This window comes from Streptomyces boluensis (genome assembly GCF_009908195.1).
In the GTDB taxonomy this organism is placed as follows: domain Bacteria; phylum Actinomycetota; class Actinomycetes; order Streptomycetales; family Streptomycetaceae; genus Streptomyces; species Streptomyces boluensis.
In genome coordinates this window covers 1-20,078 of sequence record NZ_JAAAHS010000007.1, presented here as the reverse complement: position 1 = coordinate 20,078, position 20,078 = coordinate 1, and the positions used below count along the sequence as shown (strand labels likewise).

Genomic DNA, 20,078 nt, shown 5'->3' with positions numbered 1-20,078 from the left:
CGACCCCCGCCTCAGTCGCAGTCGCGGCAGATCGGCTGGCCGTTCTTCTCGCGGGCCAGCTGGCTGCGGTGGTGAACCAGGAAGCAGCTCATGCAGGTGAACTCGTCCTGCTGCTTGGGCAGGACCCGAACGGCCAGTTCCTCATTGGAGAGGTCGGCGCCGGGCAGTTCCATGCCCTCGGCCGCCTCGAACTCGTCGACGTCGACCGAAGAAGCGGACTTGTCGTTCCGGCGGGCCTTCAGTTCCTCAAGGCTGTCCGAATCGACGTCGTCATCGGTCTTGCGTGGGGTGTCGTAATCCGTTGCCATTGTCGCTCTCCCCCTCTGGGTGTGTGGTGTCTTCAGCGCACGTAACGCGTGAGAGGCCGGACTTGTGCCCGACCTGAGGCGGAGATTTTGCCTCACATCAAGGTCTGTTACTCAATCGACACCCAACCGCACCCCGGATGAGGCGGCAGCTTGGATGGCGATGGGGACCGTACACGGTCCACTTGTCGCACTTCACGGGCGCCACCCCGTGTACTTCCCGTTATCAAGACCCCCGAAAACCCGCATTTTCCCGGCTTTCCGGCGGTTCTGACGCTCACGGAGAGTAGATGGCCTGAAATTCGCCTCTGTGATCGATTCCACACGGACTCTCCAGGTTCAGGTCCCGAAAATTCCGCTCAAAGCGAACTCGGCGAATCCGCAGCAGCATCTCAGATGGGCAGGGTGACTCGCATCACGAGACCGCCCCCCTCGCGAGGCTCCGCGATGATACGGCCTCCGTGCGCCCTCGCCACCGAGCGGGCGATGGAGAGGCCGAGACCGACCCCCTTGTCGCTCCCCGTCCGCTCGGTACGCAGCCTGCGGAAGGGCTCGAAGAGGTTGTCGATCTCGTACGCCGGGACCACTGGTCCGGTGTTCGAGACCACGAGGACCGCCCGGCCCTCCTTCGACTCGGTCCTGACCTCGACCCAGCCGTCCGCCCCGACGTTGTACCTGACCGCGTTCTGCACCAGGTTCAGGGCGATCCGCTCCAGCAGGACGCCGTTGCCCTGGACCACCGCGAGGCCGCGTTCGCCGCGGATCTCCACGCCTCGCTCCTCGGCCTCCGCCCGGACCTGGTCGATGGCGCGGGAGGCGACCTCGGCCAGATCCACGGGCTTGCGCTCCACGATCTGGTTGTCGCTGCGGGCGAGCAGCAGCAGGCCCTCCACGAGCTGCTCGCTGCGCTCGTTGGTGGACAGCAGCGTCTTGCCGAGCTGCTGGAGCTCCGGGGGCGCACCGGGGTCGGACAGGTGCACTTCGAGGAGCGTGCGGTTGATGGCCAGGGGGGTGCGGAGCTCGTGCGAGGCGTTCGCGACGAACCGCTGCTGGGCCGTGAACGCGCGCTCGAGGCGGTCCAGCATCTCGTCGAAGGTGTCCGAGAGCTCCTTCAACTCGTCGTCGGGACCGTCGAGTTCGATCCGCCGGGACAGGTCGGAACCGGCCACCTGGCGGGCGGTACGGGTGATCCGGCCGAGCGGCGAGAGCACCCGGCCCGCCATCGCGTACCCGAAGGCGAACGCGATCACGCTGAGCCCGAGGAGGGCGAGCAGCGACCGGCTGAGCAGGTCGTCGAGGGCCTTCTGGCGCTGGTGGTTGACGCAGGCGTTCATCGCGTCGTTGAACGTGCTCTGGCTCTGGTAGGTGTGCCCCGAGATCGCCGGGCAGGCGTCGCTCTGGATGGTGAAGTTGCCCGAGACCACGCGGAACGGCATCTCGTTGCCCACGTGCACGGCCTGTGCCGCGAGGAGATAGATGATCGAGAGCAGCAGGATGCCCGCGATCAGGAACATCCCGCCGTACAACAGCGTGAGCCGTATCCGGATGGTCGGGCGCAGCCAGGGGAACGGTGGCTCCGCGCGCGGGGCGTACGTCGGCTTCGGAGGCGCCGTCGGTGGCGCCGGGGTCGCTGCCATGGAGGCATCAGATCCGGTAGCCGGAGCCGGGCACGGTGACGATGACGGCGGGTTCGCCGAGCTTGCGGCGCAGGGTCATCACGGTCACGCGCACGACATTGGTGAACGGGTCGGTGTTCTCGTCCCAGGCCTTCTCCAGGAGTTGTTCGGCCGAGACGACGGCGCCCTCGCTGCGCATCAGCACCTCCAGGACGGCGAATTCCTTCGGGGCGAGCTGGATCTCCTTGCCGTCCCGGAAGATCTCGCGGCGGTTGGGGTCGAGCTTGATGCCGGAGCGCTCGAGGACGGGCGGCAGCGCCACTGTCGTACGCCGCCCCAGGGCGCGCACACGTGCGGTGAGCTCGGTGAACGCGAAGGGCTTGGGCAGGTAGTCGTCCGCGCCGAGCTCCAGGCCCTCCACACGGTCGCTGACGTCGCCGGAGGCGGTCAGCATCAGGACGCGGGTGGGCATGCCCAGCTCGACGATCTTCCGGCAGACGTCGTCGCCGTGGACGACCGGGAGGTCGCGGTCGAGCACCACTACGTCGTAGTCGTTCACCCCGATGCGTTCCAGGGCGGCCGAGCCGTCGTACACGACGTCGACGGCCATGGCCTCCCGGCGCAGTCCGGTGGCCACCGCATCGGCGAGCAGCTGCTCGTCCTCGACGACGAGTACGCGCACGTCCTTGGTCCTTCCGCTTGGCCCTTGCCGGGCAGGCCTGATCACGAGTGGTGAGTGCCTCCATCCTGCCTCTTTCGCCCATAAACCGGCTGTAAGGCGGTAGCGCGAACGTGGAATTCCGGGATTCGGGGGCGAGTTGAGGTTTTGCCGGAAGTACCCCTGGGGAGGACGACTGCACACCCGCGATCACTCTTTGCAAGTGGCACGCCACGAGCAGCGCGCTAAGTGCTGCGACAGACGTGATCGCCCCTTCCCGAGGGCACACCCCGTGCCACCGACCACGACCCACGACGAGGGGGCGCAACCATGGACGCATTCACCGCAGGGCTCCTGCAACGCATAAAGGCCACTGAGTCCGACCTTTCGCAGGCTCGCGAGGACGGCGACGACTTCCTCGTGGAGGTCGAGGAGGCCGAGCTCGACGACCTGCGCCGCCTCGCCGCCGAGCACGGCGTGCAGGTCGCCTGACCTTCCCCGATCCGTTCCGTTACGCAACGCGCGTACACGCGTGAAGGCCCCGGCACCTCCCAGGTGCCGGGGCCTTCACGTGCGCGTCGGGGCCGGTCAGTCGTGCCAGGCGCCGAGTTCCTCCAGCTTGCCCTGGAGGAGTTCGAAGAGGCCGGGCGGCGCTGCCACGGTGAGCTCCTCGGACGGGCCGTCGCCGGGGCGGCCGCCGACCAGGGCGCCGGCCTCCCGCGCGATCAGGTCACCGGCGGCGAAGTCCCAGGGGTTCAGGCCGCGCTCGTAGTACGCGTCGAGGCGGCCGTACGCCACGTCGCACAGGTCGATGGCGGCCGAGCCGCCGCGGCGGATGTCGCGGACCTGCGGGATCAGCTTGCCGACCACCTCGGCCTGCCGGACCCGGCGCTCCTCCAGGTACCCGAAGCCGGTGCCGAGGAGGGTCTGGGCGAAGGTCGGGGCGGTGCCGACCCGCAGCTCCCGCTCGTTGACGTGGGCGCCGTCGCCGAGGGCCGCGCGGAACGTCTCACCCTGCATCGGCACGTGCACGACGCCCACGAGCGTCTCGCCGTCCTTGCGGGCGGCGATGGAGACGGCCCAGGCGGGGCGCCCGTACAGGTAGTTCACGGTGCCGTCGATGGGGTCGATGACCCACTGGACGCCGCTGCTGCCCGTGACGCTCGCGCCCTCCTCGCCGAGGAAGCCGTCGTCGGGCCTGCGGTCGGCGAGGAAGCCGGTGATCAGCTTCTCGGAGGCGATGTCCATCTCGGTGACGACGTCGACGGCGCTGGTCTTGGTGGCGGCGACGCCGAGGTCCTCGGGGCGGCCGTCGCGCAGGAACGTGCCCGCGCGCTCGGCGGCCTCGACGGCGAGCTCGAGGAGTTCGGCCTTCAACTGGTCGGTCACGGTGGTCCGTTCCTTACGCGTAGGGGCTGTCGACGCCTGCCGCGGCGGGCTTGGGCGCGCGGGCGGGGCAGCAGCCGACCGGGCACAGGTCGTGGCTCGGGCCGAGCGATCCGAGGGCGCAGGGGCGGATGTCCTCGCCCCGTTCGCCGCGGGCGCGCTCCAGGACGAGTTCCCTGACCGCGGCGGCGAACCGGGGGTCGGCGCCGACCGTCGCGGAGCGCGCGACCGGCAGGCCGAGCTCGGCGGCCTTGGCGGTGGCCTCGGTGTCGAGGTCGTAGAGGACCTCCATGTGGTCCGAGACGAAGCCGATCGGCACCATCACGACGGCGGGAGCTCCGGCCGCGTGCCGCTCCTCCAGGTGATCGCAGATGTCCGGCTCCAGCCACGGGATGTGCGGGGCCCCGGAGCGGGACTGGTAGACGAGCTGCCAGGGCCGGTCGGCGACGCCGGTCTCCTCGGCCACCGCGTCGACGATCAGCCGGGCCACGTCCAGGTGCTGCTTCACGTACGAGCCGCCCTCGCCGTGCTCCTCGACCGGGCCCGAGGTGTCGGCGGCGGCGGTCGGGATGGAGTGCGTGGTGAACGCGAGCTGGGCGTTCTGCCGTACGTCCGCGGGGAGTTCGGCGAGCGACTTCAGTACGCCGTCGATCATGGGGCGGACGAAGCCGGGGTGGTTGAAGTAGTGCCGGAGCTTGTCGACCTTCGGCAGCTCCAGGCCCTCGGCCTCCAGGGTGGCGAGCGCGTCGGCGAGGTTCTCGCGGTACTGGCGGCAGCCGGAGTACGAGGCGTACGCGCTGGTGGCCAGGACCAGGACGCGGCGGTGGCCGTCGGTGACCAGCTCGCGCAGGGTGTCGGTCAGGTACGGGGCCCAGTTGCGGTTGCCCCAGTAGACCGGCAGGTCGAGGCCGTGCCCGGCGAAGTCCTTGCGCAGGGCGTCGAGCAGCGCGCGGTTCTGGTCGTTGATCGGGCTGACCCCACCGAACAGGAAGTAGTGCTGCCCCACCTCCTTGAGGCGCTCCTTCGGGATGCCCCGGCCCTTCGTCACGTTCTCCAGGAACGGAACGACGTCGTCCGGGCCCTCGGGGCCGCCGAAGGAGAGCAGCAGCAGGGCGTCATAGGGGGTGGAGTCAAGGACATCTGGCATGGATCCGATCCTGCCACCCGCTCCGGGCCGACCGAAAACGCGGTGCGTCGCACCGGGCCCCGGCCGTAAGCTGTATAGGCCATCTTCACGCCTTACCGAGCAGTCAGCGGAGCCCTTCTTGCCCAGCCCCTACCGCGCGATCTTCGACGCCCCCGGCACTCGCGCGTTCTCCCTGGCCGGGTTCTTCGGCCGACTGCCGCTGGCGATGATGGGCATCGGCATCGTCACGATGATCTCCCAGCTCACCGGGCGGTACGGCCTCGCCGGGGCGCTCTCCGCCACCGTCGCGCTCTCGGCCGCGGTGATCGGTCCGCAGATCTCCCGCCTGGTCGACCGGCACGGGCAGCGGCGGGTACTGCGGCCCGCGACGCTTGTCGCGCTCGCGGCCGTGGCCGGACTGCTCGTCGCCGCGGAGCTGGAGCTCGCGGACTGGACCCTGTTCGTCTTCGCCGCCGGCGTGGGCTGTGTGCCGAGCCTCGGCTCGATGGTCCGCTCCCGCTGGGTGTGGGTGTACCAGACCGACCCGCGCAAGCTGCACACCGCGTACTCCTTCGAGTCTGTGGTCGACGAGATCTGCTTCATCTTCGGGCCGATCGTCTCGATCGGTCTGTCCACCGCCTGGTTCCCGGAAGCGGGCCCGCTGCTCGCCGGTCTCTTCCTCGCCACGGGTGTGTTCTGGCTGACCGCGCAGCACCGCACCGAACCCGTACCGCATCCGCGTGAGCACCACACCGGGGGTTCGGCGCTGAAGTCGCCGGGGCTCCAGGTCCTGGTGCTGACATTTGTCGCGACCGGGACGATCTTCGGGGCCATCGACGTGGTGACGGTGGCGTTCGCGGAGGCCGAGGGCCACAAGGCCGCGGCCAGCCTGGTGCTCGCGGTCTACGCGCTCGGTTCCTGCCTGGCGGGCGTGGTCTTCGGGCTGCTGCACCTCAAGGGCTCGGCCTCCCGCCGGTGGCTGCTGGGTGTCTGTGCGATGGCCGTGAGTATGATCCCGCTTCAACTGGTCGGGAACCTTCCGTTTCTGGCCGTGGCGCTGTTTGTCGCGGGCCTGTCCATCGCGCCGACGATGGTGACCACCATGGCCCTGGTCGAGCAGCACGTACCACGCGCGAAGCTGACCGAGGGCATGACCTGGACGTCCACCGGGCTCGCGGTCGGCATCGCGCTCGGCTCGTCGGCCTCCGGCTGGGTGATCGACGCGGCCGGGGCGGACGCGGGGTACGCGGTTCCGGCGGTCGCCGGTGCCGTCGCGGTCGCGGTCGCGTTCCTGGGGTACCGCCGGCTGAGCAGGCCGGCGCCGCAGCGGGGAGAGGCCGATGAACACGCAGCACACGGCGGGTACGACAGGGCAGCCGACGAACGGCAGGGGCGCGCCGCGGACCCAGCGCCCGACCCAGTGGCGTAACTGGGCGGGGAACGTCAGCGCGCGCCCGACGCGGGAGGTGACCCCCGCCTCCGTGGACGAGCTGGCCGCGGCCCTGCGCACCGCCGCCGAGCGCGGCGAGCGCGTGAAGCCGGTCGGTACGGGCCACTCCTTCACCGCGGCCGCCGCGACGGACGGCGTCCTGATCCGCCCCGACCTGCTGACCGGCATCCGGAAGCTCGACCGCGAGGCGGGCACCGTCACGGTGGAGGCGGGAACTCCGCTGAAGCGCCTGAACGTTGCCCTGGCCCGTGAAGGTCTGTCGCTCACGAACATGGGCGACATCATGGAGCAGACCGTCGCGGGCGCCACCAGCACCGGCACCCACGGCACCGGCCGCGACTCGGCGTCCATATCCGCCCAGATCCGCGCCCTCGAGCTGGTCACCGCCGACGGTTCGGTGCTCACCTGCTCCGAGCAGGAGAACGCGGACGTCTTCGCGGCCGCCCGCATCGGTATCGGCGCGCTCGGCGTGGTCACCGCGATCACCTTCGCCGTGGAGCCGGTCTTCCTGCTCACGGCCCGCGAGGAGCCGATGACCTTCGACAAGGTCACCGCAGATTTCGATCAACTCTTCGCGGAGAACGAGCACTTCGAGTTCTACTGGTTCCCGCACACCGGCAACTGCAACACCAAGCGCAACAACCGCAGCGCCGGCCCCGAGGCCCCGGTGGGCGCCCTGAGCGGCTGGTTCGAGGACGAGTTCCTCTCCAACGGGCTTTTCCAGGCGGTCAATTCGCTGGGCCGCGCCTTCCCCGCGACCATCCCCTCGGTCGCGAAGATCTCCAGCAAGGCGCTCTCCGCCCGCACCTACACGGACATCCCGTACAAGGTCTTCACATCTCCGCGCCGGGTGCGCTTCCTGGAGATGGAGTACGCCGTTCCGCGCGACGCCCTGGTGCCCGCGCTGCGCGAGCTCAAGACCATGGTCGACCGCTCCGACCTGCGCATCAGCTTCCCGGTCGAGGTCCGCACGGCACCCGCCGACGACATCGCCCTGTCGACCGCATCGGGCCGGGAGACGGCGTACATCGCGGTGCACATGTACAAGGGCACGCCCCACCAGGCGTACTTCACGGCCGCCGAGAAGATCTTCACCGAGCACGCCGGGCGGCCGCACTGGGGCAAGATCCACACGCGGGACGCGGAGTACCTGTCCTCGGTCTATCCACGCTTCGGCGAGTTCACCGCGCTCCGTGAACGCCTGGACCCGGACGGCCTGTTCGGCAACGACTACCTGCGCCGGGTCCTCGGCCCGTGACGCTCAGCCGGTCGGCGTGACGCCGCGCTCCTGAGCCCCGTCGCCGTCGCCCGCCTCGCCCTCGTCGGAAGGGCTCGGGCTCGACGGATCCGTGGTCGGCTCGTCGGACTCGGACGCGCTCGGTGTGGGCGTCGGCTGCTCCGCGGAGCGCGACGGGGTCGGCGTCGGCTGCGGCTTCGTACCGCTGTCTCCGCCGGGCGTCGCCGTCGGCCCGGTGCCCGGGGTCAGCCGGTCGGCGCCGGGCGTGCCACCCTCGGTCGGCGTGGTCCGCGAAGGGCTCCGCTCCGGATCGTCCTGCCGCTGCTCACCGGAGCCCGATCCGGACCCGCTCCACGAACCGGGCTGCAGCACCCGCGAGTCATTGCCGCTGAAACTGTCGCCGGAGACCAGTTCGTACGAGGCGATCCCCGCCATGGTCACGCCGAAGACCAGCGCGGCCCCGAGCAGCGGCCGCTTCCAGCTCTTGACCCGCTTGCCCTGCACGACGGATTCGCCGTACGCCTCGGGCACCCCGTCGAGCGGGAGCTTCGCGCCGCCGAGCAGCCGGGTCTCCGTGTCCGCGGGCGGAGTTCCGGCGCCGTCGGCCCGCAGCAGCATCGTCTCTTCGGCCCGCGGCAACGCGCGCGTGGCGTCGGCCGGACCCGCGGCACCCGCGCCGACGGGCGTCAGGAGCCGGGTGCGGTCGCCGGCGACCGTGGTCAGGAGCTGGGTGCGGTCGTCGTCGACCGTGGCCAGGAGTTCGGTGCGGTCGTCGGCGGCGGCGTCCTCGGAAGCGGGGTCGGGCAGGTCGACGGAGGTCAGGAGCTGGGTGCGGTCCGCGTCCGCGGCCGTGACCAGCTGAGTCCTCGCCGCGTCGTCGGCGGCGCCGGCCGCGGCGGGCAAGGCGGTCTTCGCGTCACCCTCGGCGGTCACCACACCGGGACGCCAACTCGTCGTCACAGGACCGGTCTTGGGCGCCGCCGAGCCGCGGAAGGTCTCCGGAACGGGACGGCCATCCGCGGTCACCGGCACCTGCCGGGCCCGCGGCTTGGCCTTCTCCGCGGCCTCCCGCACCTGCTCACCCGTACGCGAGAAGAAGTGCTGGAAGATCGAGCCGCCGCAGGTCGCGATGACGCTGACCAGACCGGCGCCGAGGATCGTGCCGTAGACACCGAAACTGGACGCCATCTTCGCGGCGACGACCGCGGCGACGGCACTGCCCGCCACCTGCGGAACGTTCAGTTCTATCTTCTTGCGCTTCAGCTTCGTGCCGGTTCGTCCGGCACCTTCCTTCTCGTCCATCCCCGTCCCTTGACCGCCGTTCGCTCCTGACTGCACTAACAAGTGACATTTGGGCGAAGCGGATAGTTCCGTTTCCGGGGATTCTGTGAAGGAGGACACCTTCACCAACTGGGGTTTCGTGATCCACGACTCCCAACTCCCTTGCGCCGTGAGAACTTCGGCAGCGCGGCGGTCCACCCGAGTGGCCCGAATGGAGTACTGTTGCGAGCCCTGGGTCCGGTCTCCAACCTGGGTGCCCGGGACGGTTTCGGCTTCTCCGGGAGGGGGCTCGCTGCACAGAGTGACGAGCAGTCACTTAGAGTTGCGAATAGGTAACCGTGCCATAACGGCGGTCCAGGGCCGTTGCCCGACACGCCGGGCAACTCGGCAAGGTTGTGGCAGGCTGCACCCGGGCAGGCCACACTCGACTAGCGGAAGCAGCGACGCACGTGACGTCGGCAGGCACCACCCGGGAGGTCCCCATGCCCGAACTGCGTGTCGTGGCCGTCAGCAACGACGGCACACGGCTGGTGTTGAAGGCTGCGGACTCGACGGAGTACACGCTTCCGATCGATGAACGACTGCGCGCTGCAGTGCGCGGCGATCGCCCACGCCTCGGCCAGATCGAAATCGAGGTGGAGAGCCACCTCCGCCCCCGCGACATCCAGGCCCGGATACGGGCCGGCGCCTCCGCCGAGGAGGTCGCCCAGCTCGCCGGTATCCCGGTCGACCGGGTGCGCCGCTTCGAGGGCCCCGTCCTCGCCGAGCGCGCGTTCATGGCGGAGCGGGCCCGTAAGACACCCGTCCGTCGCCCCGGCGAGAACACCGGTCCCCAGCTCGGCGAGGCCGTGCAGGAGCGGCTGTTGATCCGTGGCGTCGACAAGGACTCCATCCAGTGGGACTCCTGGCGCCGCGACGACGGCACCTGGGAGGTGCTGCTCGGGTACCGCGTGGCGGACGAGACGCACACCGCGAGCTGGACGTACGACCCGCCCCGGCGGCTCGTCCAGGCCGTGGACGAAGAGGCCCGCTCGCTCATCGGTGAGTCCGACGACATCGCGCCGCCCGAGCCCAGCTTCCCGTTCGTACCGCGGATCGCCCGGCTCCCCCGCGACCGGCCGCTCGACCGTGCCCTCGACCGGCAGTTGGAGCGCCCGAGCATTCCCGCACCCGAACCGGTCGAGGAGACCGACGACGAGCGGGACTCGCTGACCAGCCTGCTCGAAGCGGTGCCGAGTTTCCGTGGCGACATGGTGGTGCCCGAGCGCCCCGCGCCGCCCGCGCCCACCACGGGACCTGGCACCGCGCCCGCCGCGAGCGCCAACTCCACGTCCACCACGGAGCGGCCCACCGTCGAGGAGCCCGAGCAGGGGCCGGAGGCGGAGGAGCCCCCGGCCCCGGCCGCGTCCGCCGGGTCGGCCTACGCGGACGTGCTGATGCCGCGCGCGGTCGCCGGACACCGGGACCGGCTGGTCGGCACCACCGACCGGCAGGCCGAAGCGGACGGCGTCCGCCCCGGCCGTCGGGCAGCGGTGCCCAGCTGGGACGAGATCGTGTTCGGCACCCGCCGCAAGAAGCAGGACTGAGCGAGGGTCACGCACCCCCGAAGGGCCCCGAGCCGTCCGTACGACTCGGGGCCCTTCTTCGCGTACGCCCGCTACCGCGGGTCCGGCCCCGTGGCCACCGGGCGTGACGGGTCGGAGGACCACTGGGACCACGAGCCGGGATACAGCACCGCGTCGATCCCGGCCACCGCCAGGGCGAGCACCTCATGGGCGCCCGATACGCCGGAGCCGCAGTACACGCCGACCTCCGTGCCCTCGTCGGCGCCAAGTGACCTGAAACGCGCGGCCAGTTGGCCACCCGGCAGGAAACGGCCGTCCGCTCCGGTGTTCTCCGTGGTGGGCGCCGATACCGCGCCCGGGATGTGGCCGCCGACCCGGTCGATGGGCTCCACGTCGCCCCGGTAGCGCTCCGCCGCGCGGGCGTCCAGGAGCAGTCCGGAGCTGGCGAGCGCGGCGGCGCCGTCCGCGTCCACCGCACCGGTCGCGCCGGGCGCCGGCACGAAGTCCCCCGGCTCCGGAGTGGGTACCGCGGTGGACACCTCACCCGCCCAAGCGGCCAGGCCGCCGTCAAGGACGCGTACCGAGGGGTGACCCGTCCAGCGCAACAGCCACCAGGCGCGTGCCGCGGCCCAGCCCTGCCCGCCGTCGTACACAACGACGTCCCGGTCGGCGCTCACCCCGGCCGCGCGCATGGCGGCGCCGAAGGTCTCCAGGTCCGGCAGCGGGTGGCGGCCGCCGGGGCCGGGCGGAGCGGCCAGTTCCGCGTCCAGGTCCACGAAGACGGCGCCCGGAAGGTGGCCGGACGCATACGCGGCGCGGCCGTCGAAACCCGGCTCACCGGCGGTCTTGGCCACGCTGAGCTGCCAACGGACGTCGAGGACGACCGGCGGGTTCACACCGGTCAGGTCGCTCGCGAGTTCGGATCCAGCGATGATGGCTTTCATGGCCCCCATCCTTGCGCAAGGCCTGGCCGCCCCGTCCAGGGGCGATTAACCTGCACCGCCTGCCGTTCCGTAGATCGACACCTGACGGAAACGGTATGGAAACGGGTGAGCTGCAATATTCCGGGCACCCTCCCGCAAGATCCCGTGGAGCACGGCACGGCCCTGGCGCAGGGTGCCGGTGGTGGTGCGAGCATCTGGTCCCGCACCCCGGTGGATCCCCATGACGGTCCGAGGAGAGAGAACGATGACCGAGTCCACAGCTCGGCACACGCCCGGCACACCGTGCTGGGTCAGTCTGATGGTGCACGACCTGGAGACGACCCAGGAGTTCTACGGCGCACTGTTCGGCTGGAGTTTCCGCCCCGGGCCCGAGCAGCTCGGGCCGTACGTCCGGGCGCTGCTCGACGGGCACGAAGTGGCGGGAATCGGCCAGCTGCCGCCCGACCGGCAGCTGCCCATCGCCTGGACGCCCTATATGGCCTCCGATGACGCAGGAGCCACCGCGGAGACCATCCGGCACTGCGGCGGCACGGTCGGCGTCGGCCCGCTCGACGCGGGCAAGGCGGGCCGCCTGGTCATCGCCACCGACTCGACGGGCGCCATCTTCGGCGTCTGGCAGCCGGCCGCGCACATGGGCGGCTCGGGCGGCGGCCGACCGGGCACGGCGGTGTGGAACGAGCTGGTCACCCGGGACACCGCGTCGGTCGGCAAGTTCTACGAGGGTGTCTTCGGGTACACCGAGGAGGCCGTGATCTCGGCGGACTTCGACTACGTGACGTTGCACCTGGACGGGCAGCCGGTGGCCGGGATCCATGGCGTCGGCAACGCCCTGCCAGCCGAGCGCGGCCCGCACTGGATGACGTACTTCGAGGTCAGCGACGTGGACGAGGCGGTGGACCGGGTCGTCGAACTCGGCGGCCATGTGCTGCGGCCGCCGCGCGACAGCGGCCATGGACGTCTGGCGACGGTCGCGGACCTGGAGGGCGCGTCGTTCAGCGTGGTGCACTCGGAGGAGATGGCCGGCGGGTGAGCGGCTGAGGTCGCTGAGGTCGCGGTCCCGGGCAGGTCCGGCTCCGGCAGGCAGGCCTAGGCCGGGCCCGCCGGGAGGACGTCCGGGGAGAGGGCTGCGGCGTGGGCCGTGGCGCTCGTCATGTGGCGGCGGTGATGGCGGCGGCACAGCACTTCGTACCCGACCTCTTCCGCGGACCGGTCCACGTCGCCGACCACGACCTGCTCGCCTTCGACGACCATCTTCCCGCCGACCGTGCGGGCGTTGTGCGTGGCGCGTGCGCCGCACCAGCACATGGCCTCGACCTGCAGGGTCTCCAGCCGGTCGGCCAGTTCGATCAGGCGCTGCGAGCCCGGGAAGAGCTTGGTGCGGAAGTCGGTGGTGATGCCGAACGCGAAGACGTCCATCCCCAGGTCGTCCACCACCCGCGCCAACTGGTCGATCTGCGCCGGGGCGAGGAACTGGGCCTCGTCCACGATCACGTAGTCCACCCGGTCGCCGCGGGACATCTTCTCCACCAGGTACCCGTACAACTCGAGGTCGGGTGCCGCCTCGACCGCGTCGGTGACCAGGCCGAGCCGCGACGACAGCTTGCCCTCGCCCGCCCGGTCGTCGCGGGTGAAGATCACGCCCTGCAGCCCACGCGCCGACCGGTTGTGACCGATCTGGAGCGCCAACGTACTCTTTCCGCAGTCCATCGTTCCGGAGAAGAACACCAGCTCGGGCATGGGGAGTTGAGGACCTTTCGGTACGTACGAGGGGTGGGAGCGGGAGCCAGGCTCAGGCGCGGACTTCGAGGAGCGGGACCAGCTGCTCGACGGCCGTCATGGAGCCGTGGTTGCCGACCATCGCCGACTCGTTGGGCTCGCGCTCCGAGGCGATGATCAGGACGTCGTCGCGGGCGGCGGCGATCACATCGCCGAGCCTGCCGTACACCCGCTCGTCGCAGGTGCCGGGCGGGCCGAACCAGCCCGCCGCGATGGCCTCTTCGCGGCTCGCCACCCAGAACTGCTCACCGAGCACCTCACGCCAGCACGTCAGTACGTCGCTCTCGGCGCCCGGGACGGCGTAGACATGGCGGGCGCGGCCCTCGCCGCCGAGCAGCGCGACCCCGGCGCGCAGCTCCCAGTCCTCGTCGAAGTCGATGCGGTGCTGCTCGTCGAAGGGGATGTCGATCATGCCGTGGTCCGCCGTGACGTACAGGGCGGAGCGCGGCGGGAGTTGCTCGGCGAGGCGCTGGACCAGCCGGTCGACGTACATCAGCTGGCCGCGCCAGGCGTCCGAGTCGACACCGAAGCGGTGACCCTTGCCGTCCACTTCGGAGTAGTACGTATAGACCAACGAGCGGTCTCCCGCGGCGAGTTGAGCCGCCGCGAGGTCCATGCGCTCCTCGCCGGAGAGCCTGCCGTGGAAGGCGCCGCCGCTGAGGGCGACCTTGGTGAGCGGCGTCTGCGCGAAGGCCGGGGAGGAGACCTGCGCGGTGTGCACGCCCGCCTTGTCGGCGAGCTGGAAGACCGTCGGGTAGGGCTGCCAGATGTGCGGCGGGGTCCACGGGTTCCAGCGCAGCTGGTTCATCAACTGGCCGGTTTCGGGGTTCCGCACCGTGTAACCGGGCAGGCCGTGCGCCGCGGGCGGCAGGCCTGTGCCCACCGAGGCGAGCGAGGTGGCGGTGGTCGCGGGGAAGCCGACGGTGATGGGGCGCCCGGTGCCGCCGCGCGAACTGCCGATCAGGGAGGTCAGATACGGCGCTTCGTCGGGGTGGGCGAGCAGTTGCTCCCAGCCGAGGCCGTCGATCAGGAAGACGCAGTTCCGGTCGGCCGGTGCGAGCTCGGGGATCCCCGTGTGCGCTCCGGGGATCTGTACGCCCATGCCGCCGGCCAGGGTGGGCAGCAGGTCGGCGAGGGAGCCGGTGCCGTAGGCGGGGACGGGTGCCGACTCGACGGAGAGGAACTCCGGGTGCTCCGGCCAGTAGGGCTCCGCCATCAGCGTGCGGTCGCCGCGGTGGCTTCGGAGAGCGCCTGCGCGAAGTCCAGGGTCTGGCGCACGGTGTCGGGGCCGTCACCGGCCTCGCTGACCCGCAGGCTCAGGTCGTCGGCGGTCGAATTGCCCGTGTACCCGTGGTCGGCCTCGCAGTTGGGGTCGCCGCAGGCGGCGGGCTCCAGGTCGATCCGGGCGACGGCGCCCCAGCCGATGGTCAGCAGCACCTCGCGGGGCAGGCTGCCGGGCTGGTACTTCTCCGGGTTCGCCACGACCCGGCTGACCACGACCGAGGAGATCCGGCCGAGCTTCACGGACTCCGTGGACGTCGTGGCGTACGGCGTCGGGGAGGTGGAGTCGGCGGCCTGCTCGTCGGTGTGGCTGACGATGAAGCGGGTTCCGGTGAGGACGAGCACGGTGACGTGACGGCGCACTTCGTTGGCGTCGAACGTGGTCTCCTGGTGCACCAGGTACGACACGATCGCCTCCCCGCCGATGGCGGCCTCCACCGCCTCCGCCACGAGGGCCGGGTAATAGCCGCTGCGCTCGATCGCCGTGCGCAGCCCCTGGGTCGTCGTACCGGTCTTCGCCATATGCCCATCCTACGGGGGCCGGGTCGTGAAGATCGCCTCGCTGAAGCCGGACCTGATCCTCTCCTCGAAGGTCCGCCACGAGAAGGTCTACGACAAGCTCAACGCCATCGCCCCGACCGTCTTCACCGAGACCACCGGTGGCCCGTGGAAGGAGAACCTGGCCGTCCACGCCAAGGCTCTCGGCATGGAGAAGGAAGCCGCGGCGGAGCTCAAGAGCTACGAGAAGCAGGCGAAGGCCCTCGGCGAGGCCATCGACAAGAAGTACAAGGGCAAGACGCCCTCCGCCTCGGTCGTCCGCTTCATCGCCGGCCCGACCCGCCTCTACCAGAAGTCCGCGTACAGCGGCGTCGTCCTGGAGGACATCGGCCTGGAGCGCCCGAAGTCCCAGTCGTCCGAGGACCCCGAGGTCTCGATGAAGGACGTCAGCCCGGAGCAGATCGACAAGGCCGAAGCCGACCTGGTCTTCGTCACCCTCGCCGACGCCCCCGAGAAGACCAAGCAGAAGGACGTCACGTCCAACCCGGTCTGGAAGGGCCTGAAGGCCGTCAAGAACGACAAGGTCTTCACCGTCCCGGACGAGACCTGGATGTCCGGCATCGGCGTCCAGGCCGCCCGGCACATGCTCGCCGACGTCGCGAAGGCGACCGGCGTCGAGCTGCCGAAGGCGTAACGCCCTCCGGCGGGGCGGGACACCGCTCGCGCCCGCCCCGCCGGCCGGCTTCACCGCACCTCAACTCCCTTGCCCCGAAGGGTTTTCCGCCCATGCGGATGTATCTCCTCGCCCTCAACCCGACCGACTCGGTCTCCGAGGGCTTCCTCCCCGCCGCACGCCGTCTCGGCGTCGACATCACCCTCCTCACCGACAAGCCCGAGCCCCACCGGCGCCGTCACCCGGATCTGGAGATCCTGGAGTGCGACGTACGCGACTACCGAGCCGTCATCACCCGGATCGCGACCCACCACCGGGCGGACGCGGTCTTCACCAACAGCGACCACCTCCAGACTCAAACTGCCCTGGCCGCCGAGTACTTCGGCCTGCCCGCGAAGGACTGGCAGGCGGCGCTGCGCGCCAAGGACAAGGCCGAGATGCGCAGGCACCTCGCCGCCACCGGCCTGGACACCGTGTGGTCCGCCGAACTCGCCCCGGGCCAGGACCCCGCCGAGCTGCTCGCGCACCCGGTGGCCGTGCCGTACCCGTGCGTCGTCAAGCCCCGCGAGGGCGTGGCCAGCGAGGACGTGGTGCTCGTGGACTCGGCCGACGAACTCGTGCGGCACTGCGAGGAGATCCAGGCACGCCGGCCGGGGACCGCGCTCGTCGTCGAGGAGTACCTCGTCGGTGAGCTGTACACCCTGGAGACCCTCGGCGACGGCACGGTCCGCCATGTCCTCGGCGGCTTCCACACCGAGCTGTCCCCGCCGCCGCACTTCATCGAGAAGCGGCACACCTACGTCTCCGCGCACCCCGCGCCGGTCGTCGCGCAGGTGCTCGCCCAACTCGACGCGCTCGGCGTCGCATTCGGCGCCTGCCACACGGAGTTCGTGGTCCACGAGGGCCGCGCCCGGATCATCGAGGTCAACTACCGGGTCATCGGCGACCAGTGCGACCTGATGCTCCAGGAGATCCTCGGCATCCCCCTGTTCGAGCACATCCTCCGCACCCACCTGGGCGAGCCGCTCCCCGCCGACCTCGGCGCGCGCGGTGACGGCAGGGCCCGTATCGACCACCTGTGCGCCGACCGCGCCGGAACCCTCACCGCCGCCCCCGAGGCCGCCGAACTCACCGTGGACGGCGTGCACTTGACGTACCGTCCGCTGCGCGCGGTCGGCGAGCGGCACGAGCTGCACCACACCAACCGCGACTACGTCGGAGTGCTCCGGGCCACCGGAACCGACCAGGACACCGTGGACCGCGCCGTGGCGAGCCATCTCGCCGAACAGCACTGGGAGTTCACCCCGTGACCACGACCGCCGCGCCTGCCGCGGCTCCTGTCGCGGCCCCTGTCGGCGCCGACGAGTCGGCACTCCTGCTGCGGGTGCTGAGCGCCCTGCTGCGCGAGGACGTCGTCGGACTGCGTACCCGTAGCGTCCCCGTAGAGCGTTCCGACGGCCGGTGGCTGCGCCTTGCCGACGGTGACGGGGGCGCTGAGAGTGCCGGGAACGCCGTACTGCTCCCGGTCGTCGACGACGGGTTCCAGTGCGCCGACGCCGCCCGGCTTCCGATGCTGCTGCGCGAGTCCGACAGCGCCACCTCGGCCACGGACGGCGCCACGCTGACCACGGTCGAGGAAGTCGTCGGCGCCCTACGGGACTTCACCGACCCCGCCGACCGCAGCGGCTTCGACGACTTCCTGGTGGAGTGCCGCCAGACCCTCACCACCATGCGGCTGCACACCCGCACGGACGACGAGGTCACCGGCGCCCTCACCGAACGCCACGGCCCCGCCGTCGCCGACTGGACCGGCCTCGCCGCCGGACTCGGCCACGACACCCTCGCCGCCCGGCTCGACCACCCGGTCTACCCCACGGCGCGCGGCCGCTCGGGCCTCGACGAAGTCCAACTGCGCGCCTACGCACCCGAGTTCCACCCGACCTTCAAGCTGCGCTGGCTCGCCGTACCGCACGAGGACCTCACCCTGCCCGGCGGCCCCACCGCGCTCCCCGACAGCTGGCCCACTCCTGCGCAGCTTGGTCTGCCCGAGCTCGACCGCAGCCATCTCGCGCTCCCGGTGCACCCGTTGTCGCTCGGCGCGCCGCTGCGCGAAGCTCTGCGGGAGAGCGGCCTCGAAGACCGGGCCGTGCTCGCCGACCGGCCGTACCTCGACGTCGTCCCGACCCTGTCGATGCGTACGGTGGCCGTCTGCGACGACCCCGGCCTGCACATCAAGGTGCCGCTCGCGACGGCCTCGCTCGGGCTGCGCAACCGCCGCACCATCAAGCCCCGCACCCTCGTGAACGGCGCCATCGGACAACGCCTGATCGAGACCGTCGCCGCCCGCGAGGAACGCTTGCACGGCACGATCCTGCACGCCGACGAGAGCACCTACCTGCACGCCGGCCACGAGCTGCTCGCCGCCCTCTGCCGCCGCTACCCGGCCGGACTCGACTCGTCCGCCGTCGTCCCCATGGCCGCCCTGCTGAGCCGGGCGCCCGACGGCCGGCTCGTCATCGACCACCTCGCCGACCGGTTCTACGGCGGCGACCCGCTCGCCCTGCTCGACGCCTGCCTCACCCTCCTCTTCGACTGGCAGACCACCCTCTTCGGCTACGGCATCGCCCTGGAGTCCCACCAGCAGAACATCTCGCTCGTACTCGACCGGGGTGCTGCGGGCGACACCACACTGCGGCTGCTGTTCAAGGACAACGACGGGCCGCGCATCCACCACGCCCGCCTGTCCGAGACGCTCGGCGCCGACGCCCCCGCACCGTCGGACTTCACCGATCCGCGGATCCTGGCCGACGGCGACCGCGCGCTCACCGACCTGTTCACCACGATCACCGTGCACCTGTGCGCGGGCGCGTACGCGTTCGGCCTCGCCCGGCACGGCCACGCCCCGCTCGACACGCTCCTCGGGCTCGTACGGGACCGTCTCGCCGAAGCCGTCGAGCGGCTCGGCACCGGTCCGGGCCCGTGCGAGCCGGGGGCCGTGCTGCGCGCCCACGTCCTGGACGCGCCGAGCCTGCCGGTCAAGGCGATGGTCAGCGCGGGCACCCTGCTCAGCAAGGAACGCTCGGGCGCCGCCGACATCAACAAGCACTACACCCAGGGCCCCAACTACCTGCGCCGCGCGGGCGGAACACGGTGACCGCCACGGAGGCCACGGGGCCGGACGCGTCCGCGCTCAGCCGCCGCCAGGTGCACGCCGTCGCCGGCTGCTACTTCGTCGCGTCGTTCGCCGCCCTCGGCCTGCCCCCGTATCTCACCGAGATCCTTCCCGGCCTCGGTGACTCGACCGGGCAGTGGGCCGGTCTGCTGTACGTCGTGCCCACCGTCTTCGGCGGGCTCGGCGCTCCCCTGTGGGGGCGGCTCGCCGACCGGTACGGCCGCAAACGGCTGCTGCTGCGGGCCCAGTTGGGCCTCGCCGTCGCCTTCGTATGCGCCGGGTGGGCCGATTCGCTCGCGACATTCACCGCCGCCCTGATCCTCCAGGGCATCCTCGGCGGCACGTTCGCCGCGTCCAACGCCTACCTGGGCGCCGCGCTCGAAGGCCCCGCCCTGTCCAGAGCCCTCACCCTGATGCAGGGAAGCGCACGAGCCGCCCTCGTACTCGCCCCCATCGTCGTCGGAGCCCTCACACCCTGGATCTCGCCCCACCGGCAGTACGCCCTGCTCGCCGTCCTGCCCCTCGGGGCGGCCCTGATGCTGGCCGCGCTGCCGGAACCCGCCACGACGCCGACTCCCCCCAAGGCCGAGCCCGCCGCCGATGACACCGGAACGTCCCCGGCCACGTCCCCGACCACGTCCCTGCGCGCCCGCTACGCCCTCGAGTTCGCCTTCGTGTTCTCCACCGTCATCTCCTTCCCCTATCTGATCCCGCTGGTCGAGGAGCAAATACCGGGCACCACCCCGCTCCTGTCCGGCGTGCTCTTCGCGCTGCCGCACCTCTGCTACCTGGTGTCCGCGTTCTGGGTGCACTCCGCCTTCCAGAGCCGTCCCCGGCTCGGGCTCGCGCTCGGCTTCGGCTGTATCGCGCTCGGCCTCGCCGCCCACGGAGTCGCGGACGCGCTGCCCGCGTTCGTGGGGGCCCGGCTGCTGCTCGGCGCCGGGCTCACCCTCGGGCTCGTCTGCCTCTCCCTGCTCTCCGCGGCCTGTGCCAAGGGCCGTGCGCCCGGCGGCATGTTCGGCTCGCTCGAGTTCTTCTCCAAGGCCGGCGCTGTCGCCGCCGGCCTGGCCGCCGCGGCCGGCAACAGCTGGTTCGGCCCCGGCGCACCCC

General features: G+C 71.2%; 19 protein-coding genes. 9 read left to right on the top strand and 10 right to left on the bottom strand.

Annotated features, from left to right (window positions below):
- Positions 1–11 precede the first annotated feature (11 nt).
- The 3 genes from GUY60_RS02015 to GUY60_RS02005 form a co-directional block, all read right to left on the bottom strand.
- Positions 12–308 carry a DUF4193 domain-containing protein gene (locus tag GUY60_RS02015; RefSeq protein WP_161693091.1) on the bottom strand — a complete coding sequence of 99 codons (297 nt, stop codon included), beginning with the start codon at positions 306–308 and terminating at the stop codon, positions 12–14.
- Between the two features lie 389 nt (positions 309–697).
- Positions 698–1,942 carry a sensor histidine kinase gene (locus tag GUY60_RS02010; protein WP_161693090.1) on the bottom strand — a complete coding sequence of 415 codons (1,245 nt, stop codon included), beginning with the start codon at positions 1,940–1,942 and terminating at the stop codon, positions 698–700.
- A 7-nt stretch (positions 1,943–1,949) separates the two neighbouring features.
- Positions 1,950–2,603, bottom strand: a complete 654-nt coding sequence (locus tag GUY60_RS02005) for a response regulator transcription factor (RefSeq protein WP_161693089.1) — start codon at positions 2,601–2,603, stop codon at positions 1,950–1,952.
- Between the two features lie 306 nt (positions 2,604–2,909).
- On the opposite strand from GUY60_RS02005, the gene GUY60_RS38155 reads away from it, so the two are divergent.
- Positions 2,910–3,071: a hypothetical protein gene (locus tag GUY60_RS38155; protein ID WP_187369910.1), complete on the top strand. Its 162-nt coding sequence runs from the start codon at positions 2,910–2,912 to the stop codon at positions 3,069–3,071.
- Between the two features lie 96 nt (positions 3,072–3,167).
- On the opposite strand, the gene GUY60_RS02000 is transcribed toward GUY60_RS38155, so the two are convergent.
- Together GUY60_RS02000 and GUY60_RS01995 are read right to left on the bottom strand one after the other, a co-directional pair.
- Positions 3,168–3,968 carry an inositol monophosphatase family protein gene (locus GUY60_RS02000; RefSeq protein ID WP_161693088.1) on the bottom strand — a complete coding sequence of 267 codons (801 nt, stop codon included), beginning with the start codon at positions 3,966–3,968 and terminating at the stop codon, positions 3,168–3,170.
- 13 nt (positions 3,969–3,981) lie between these two features.
- The gene (locus tag GUY60_RS01995) at positions 3,982–5,112 is read right to left on the bottom strand and encodes a ferrochelatase (protein ID WP_161693087.1); all 1,131 of its coding nucleotides are present in this window, start codon (positions 5,110–5,112) and stop codon (positions 3,982–3,984) included.
- Between the two features lie 118 nt (positions 5,113–5,230).
- Between GUY60_RS01995 and GUY60_RS01990 the strand changes: the two genes are divergently transcribed.
- Both GUY60_RS01990 and GUY60_RS01985 read left to right on the top strand, forming a co-directional pair.
- Complete coding sequence (locus tag GUY60_RS01990) at positions 5,231–6,520, top strand: MFS transporter (protein WP_161693086.1); 1,290 nt, start codon at positions 5,231–5,233, stop codon at positions 6,518–6,520.
- A complete protein-coding gene (locus GUY60_RS01985; RefSeq protein WP_161693085.1) occupies positions 6,432–7,799 on the top strand; it encodes a D-arabinono-1,4-lactone oxidase in 1,368 nt (455 codons plus the stop codon). Before GUY60_RS01990 ends, GUY60_RS01985 begins: the two co-directional genes overlap by 89 nt.
- Before the next feature lie 3 nt (positions 7,800–7,802).
- Here GUY60_RS01985 and GUY60_RS38710 read toward each other — a convergent pair whose 3' ends face one another.
- The gene (locus GUY60_RS38710; protein ID WP_246234160.1) at positions 7,803–9,080 is read right to left on the bottom strand and encodes a hypothetical protein; all 1,278 of its coding nucleotides are present in this window, start codon (positions 9,078–9,080) and stop codon (positions 7,803–7,805) included.
- 461 nt (positions 9,081–9,541) lie between these two features.
- On the opposite strand from GUY60_RS38710, the gene sepH reads away from it, so the two are divergent.
- Positions 9,542–10,645, top strand: coding sequence for a septation protein SepH (gene sepH, locus GUY60_RS01975; protein ID WP_161693084.1), 1,104 nt, complete (start codon positions 9,542–9,544; stop codon positions 10,643–10,645).
- 71 nt (positions 10,646–10,716) lie between these two features.
- Here the strand turns inward: sepH and GUY60_RS01970 are convergent, their stop codons facing one another.
- Complete coding sequence (locus GUY60_RS01970) at positions 10,717–11,568, bottom strand: sulfurtransferase (RefSeq protein WP_187369909.1); 852 nt, start codon at positions 11,566–11,568, stop codon at positions 10,717–10,719.
- Positions 11,569–11,812: 244 nt separating this feature from the next.
- On the opposite strand from GUY60_RS01970, the gene GUY60_RS01965 reads away from it, so the two are divergent.
- Complete coding sequence (locus tag GUY60_RS01965; protein WP_161693082.1) at positions 11,813–12,598, top strand: VOC family protein; 786 nt, start codon at positions 11,813–11,815, stop codon at positions 12,596–12,598.
- 56 nt (positions 12,599–12,654) lie between these two features.
- On the opposite strand, the gene GUY60_RS01960 is transcribed toward GUY60_RS01965, so the two are convergent.
- The 3 genes from GUY60_RS01960 to GUY60_RS01950 are packed head-to-tail and all read right to left on the bottom strand — an operon-like array spanning position 12,655 to position 15,147.
- The gene (locus GUY60_RS01960) at positions 12,655–13,305 is read right to left on the bottom strand and encodes a thymidine kinase (RefSeq protein ID WP_161693081.1); all 651 of its coding nucleotides are present in this window, start codon (positions 13,303–13,305) and stop codon (positions 12,655–12,657) included.
- A 52-nt stretch (positions 13,306–13,357) separates the two neighbouring features.
- A complete protein-coding gene (locus tag GUY60_RS01955; RefSeq protein WP_161693080.1) occupies positions 13,358–14,560 on the bottom strand; it encodes an alkaline phosphatase family protein in 1,203 nt (400 codons plus the stop codon).
- Positions 14,560–15,147 carry a DUF5998 family protein gene (locus tag GUY60_RS01950; RefSeq protein WP_161693079.1) on the bottom strand — a complete coding sequence of 196 codons (588 nt, stop codon included), beginning with the start codon at positions 15,145–15,147 and terminating at the stop codon, positions 14,560–14,562. Before GUY60_RS01950 ends, GUY60_RS01955 begins: the two co-directional genes overlap by 1 nt.
- Before the next feature lie 25 nt (positions 15,148–15,172).
- On the opposite strand from GUY60_RS01950, the gene GUY60_RS01945 reads away from it, so the two are divergent.
- From GUY60_RS01945 to GUY60_RS01930, 4 genes are all read left to right on the top strand, one after another.
- Positions 15,173–15,817, top strand: a complete 645-nt coding sequence (locus GUY60_RS01945) for an ABC transporter substrate-binding protein (protein ID WP_312866152.1) — start codon at positions 15,173–15,175, stop codon at positions 15,815–15,817.
- Between the two features lie 92 nt (positions 15,818–15,909).
- Entirely contained in the window at positions 15,910–17,106 is a 1,197-nt protein-coding gene (locus tag GUY60_RS01940; protein ID WP_161693078.1) for an ATP-grasp domain-containing protein, read from the top strand.
- Positions 17,103–18,950, top strand: coding sequence for an IucA/IucC family protein (locus tag GUY60_RS01935; RefSeq protein WP_161693077.1), 1,848 nt, complete (start codon positions 17,103–17,105; stop codon positions 18,948–18,950). Before GUY60_RS01940 ends, GUY60_RS01935 begins: the two co-directional genes overlap by 4 nt.
- Positions 18,947–20,078, top strand: a 1,132-nt coding sequence (locus GUY60_RS01930; RefSeq protein ID WP_161693076.1) for an MFS transporter, incomplete at its 3' end; no start/stop codon positions are given. The genes GUY60_RS01935 and GUY60_RS01930, both read left to right, overlap by 4 nt.

Bases quoted from the DNA above. Each gene is read 5' to 3' on its own strand.
- GUY60_RS02010 (WP_161693090.1), bottom strand. From the start codon at position 1,942: ATGGCAGCGACCCCGGCGCCACCGACGGCGCCTCCGAAGCCGACGTAC.
- GUY60_RS01960 (WP_161693081.1), bottom strand. From the start codon at position 13,305: ATGCCCGAGCTGGTGTTCTTCTCCGGAACGATGGACTGCGGAAAGAGT.
- GUY60_RS01965 (WP_161693082.1), top strand. From the start codon at position 11,813: ATGACCGAGTCCACAGCTCGGCACACGCCCGGCACACCGTGCTGGGTC.
- GUY60_RS01970 (WP_187369909.1), bottom strand. From the start codon at position 11,568: ATGAAAGCCATCATCGCTGGATCCGAACTCGCGAGCGACCTGACCGGT.
- sepH (WP_161693084.1), top strand. From the start codon at position 9,542: ATGCCCGAACTGCGTGTCGTGGCCGTCAGCAACGACGGCACACGGCTG.
- GUY60_RS01985 (WP_161693085.1), top strand. From the start codon at position 6,432: ATGAACACGCAGCACACGGCGGGTACGACAGGGCAGCCGACGAACGGC.
- GUY60_RS38155 (WP_187369910.1), top strand. From the start codon at position 2,910: ATGGACGCATTCACCGCAGGGCTCCTGCAACGCATAAAGGCCACTGAG.
- GUY60_RS01995 (WP_161693087.1), bottom strand. From the start codon at position 5,112: ATGCCAGATGTCCTTGACTCCACCCCCTATGACGCCCTGCTGCTGCTC.
- GUY60_RS02015 (WP_161693091.1), bottom strand. From the start codon at position 308: ATGGCAACGGATTACGACACCCCACGCAAGACCGATGACGACGTCGAT.
- GUY60_RS01955 (WP_161693080.1), bottom strand. From the start codon at position 14,560: ATGGCGGAGCCCTACTGGCCGGAGCACCCGGAGTTCCTCTCCGTCGAG.
- GUY60_RS01940 (WP_161693078.1), top strand. From the start codon at position 15,910: ATGCGGATGTATCTCCTCGCCCTCAACCCGACCGACTCGGTCTCCGAG.
- GUY60_RS01950 (WP_161693079.1), bottom strand. From the start codon at position 15,147: ATGGCGAAGACCGGTACGACGACCCAGGGGCTGCGCACGGCGATCGAG.
- GUY60_RS38710 (WP_246234160.1), bottom strand. From the start codon at position 9,080: ATGGACGAGAAGGAAGGTGCCGGACGAACCGGCACGAAGCTGAAGCGC.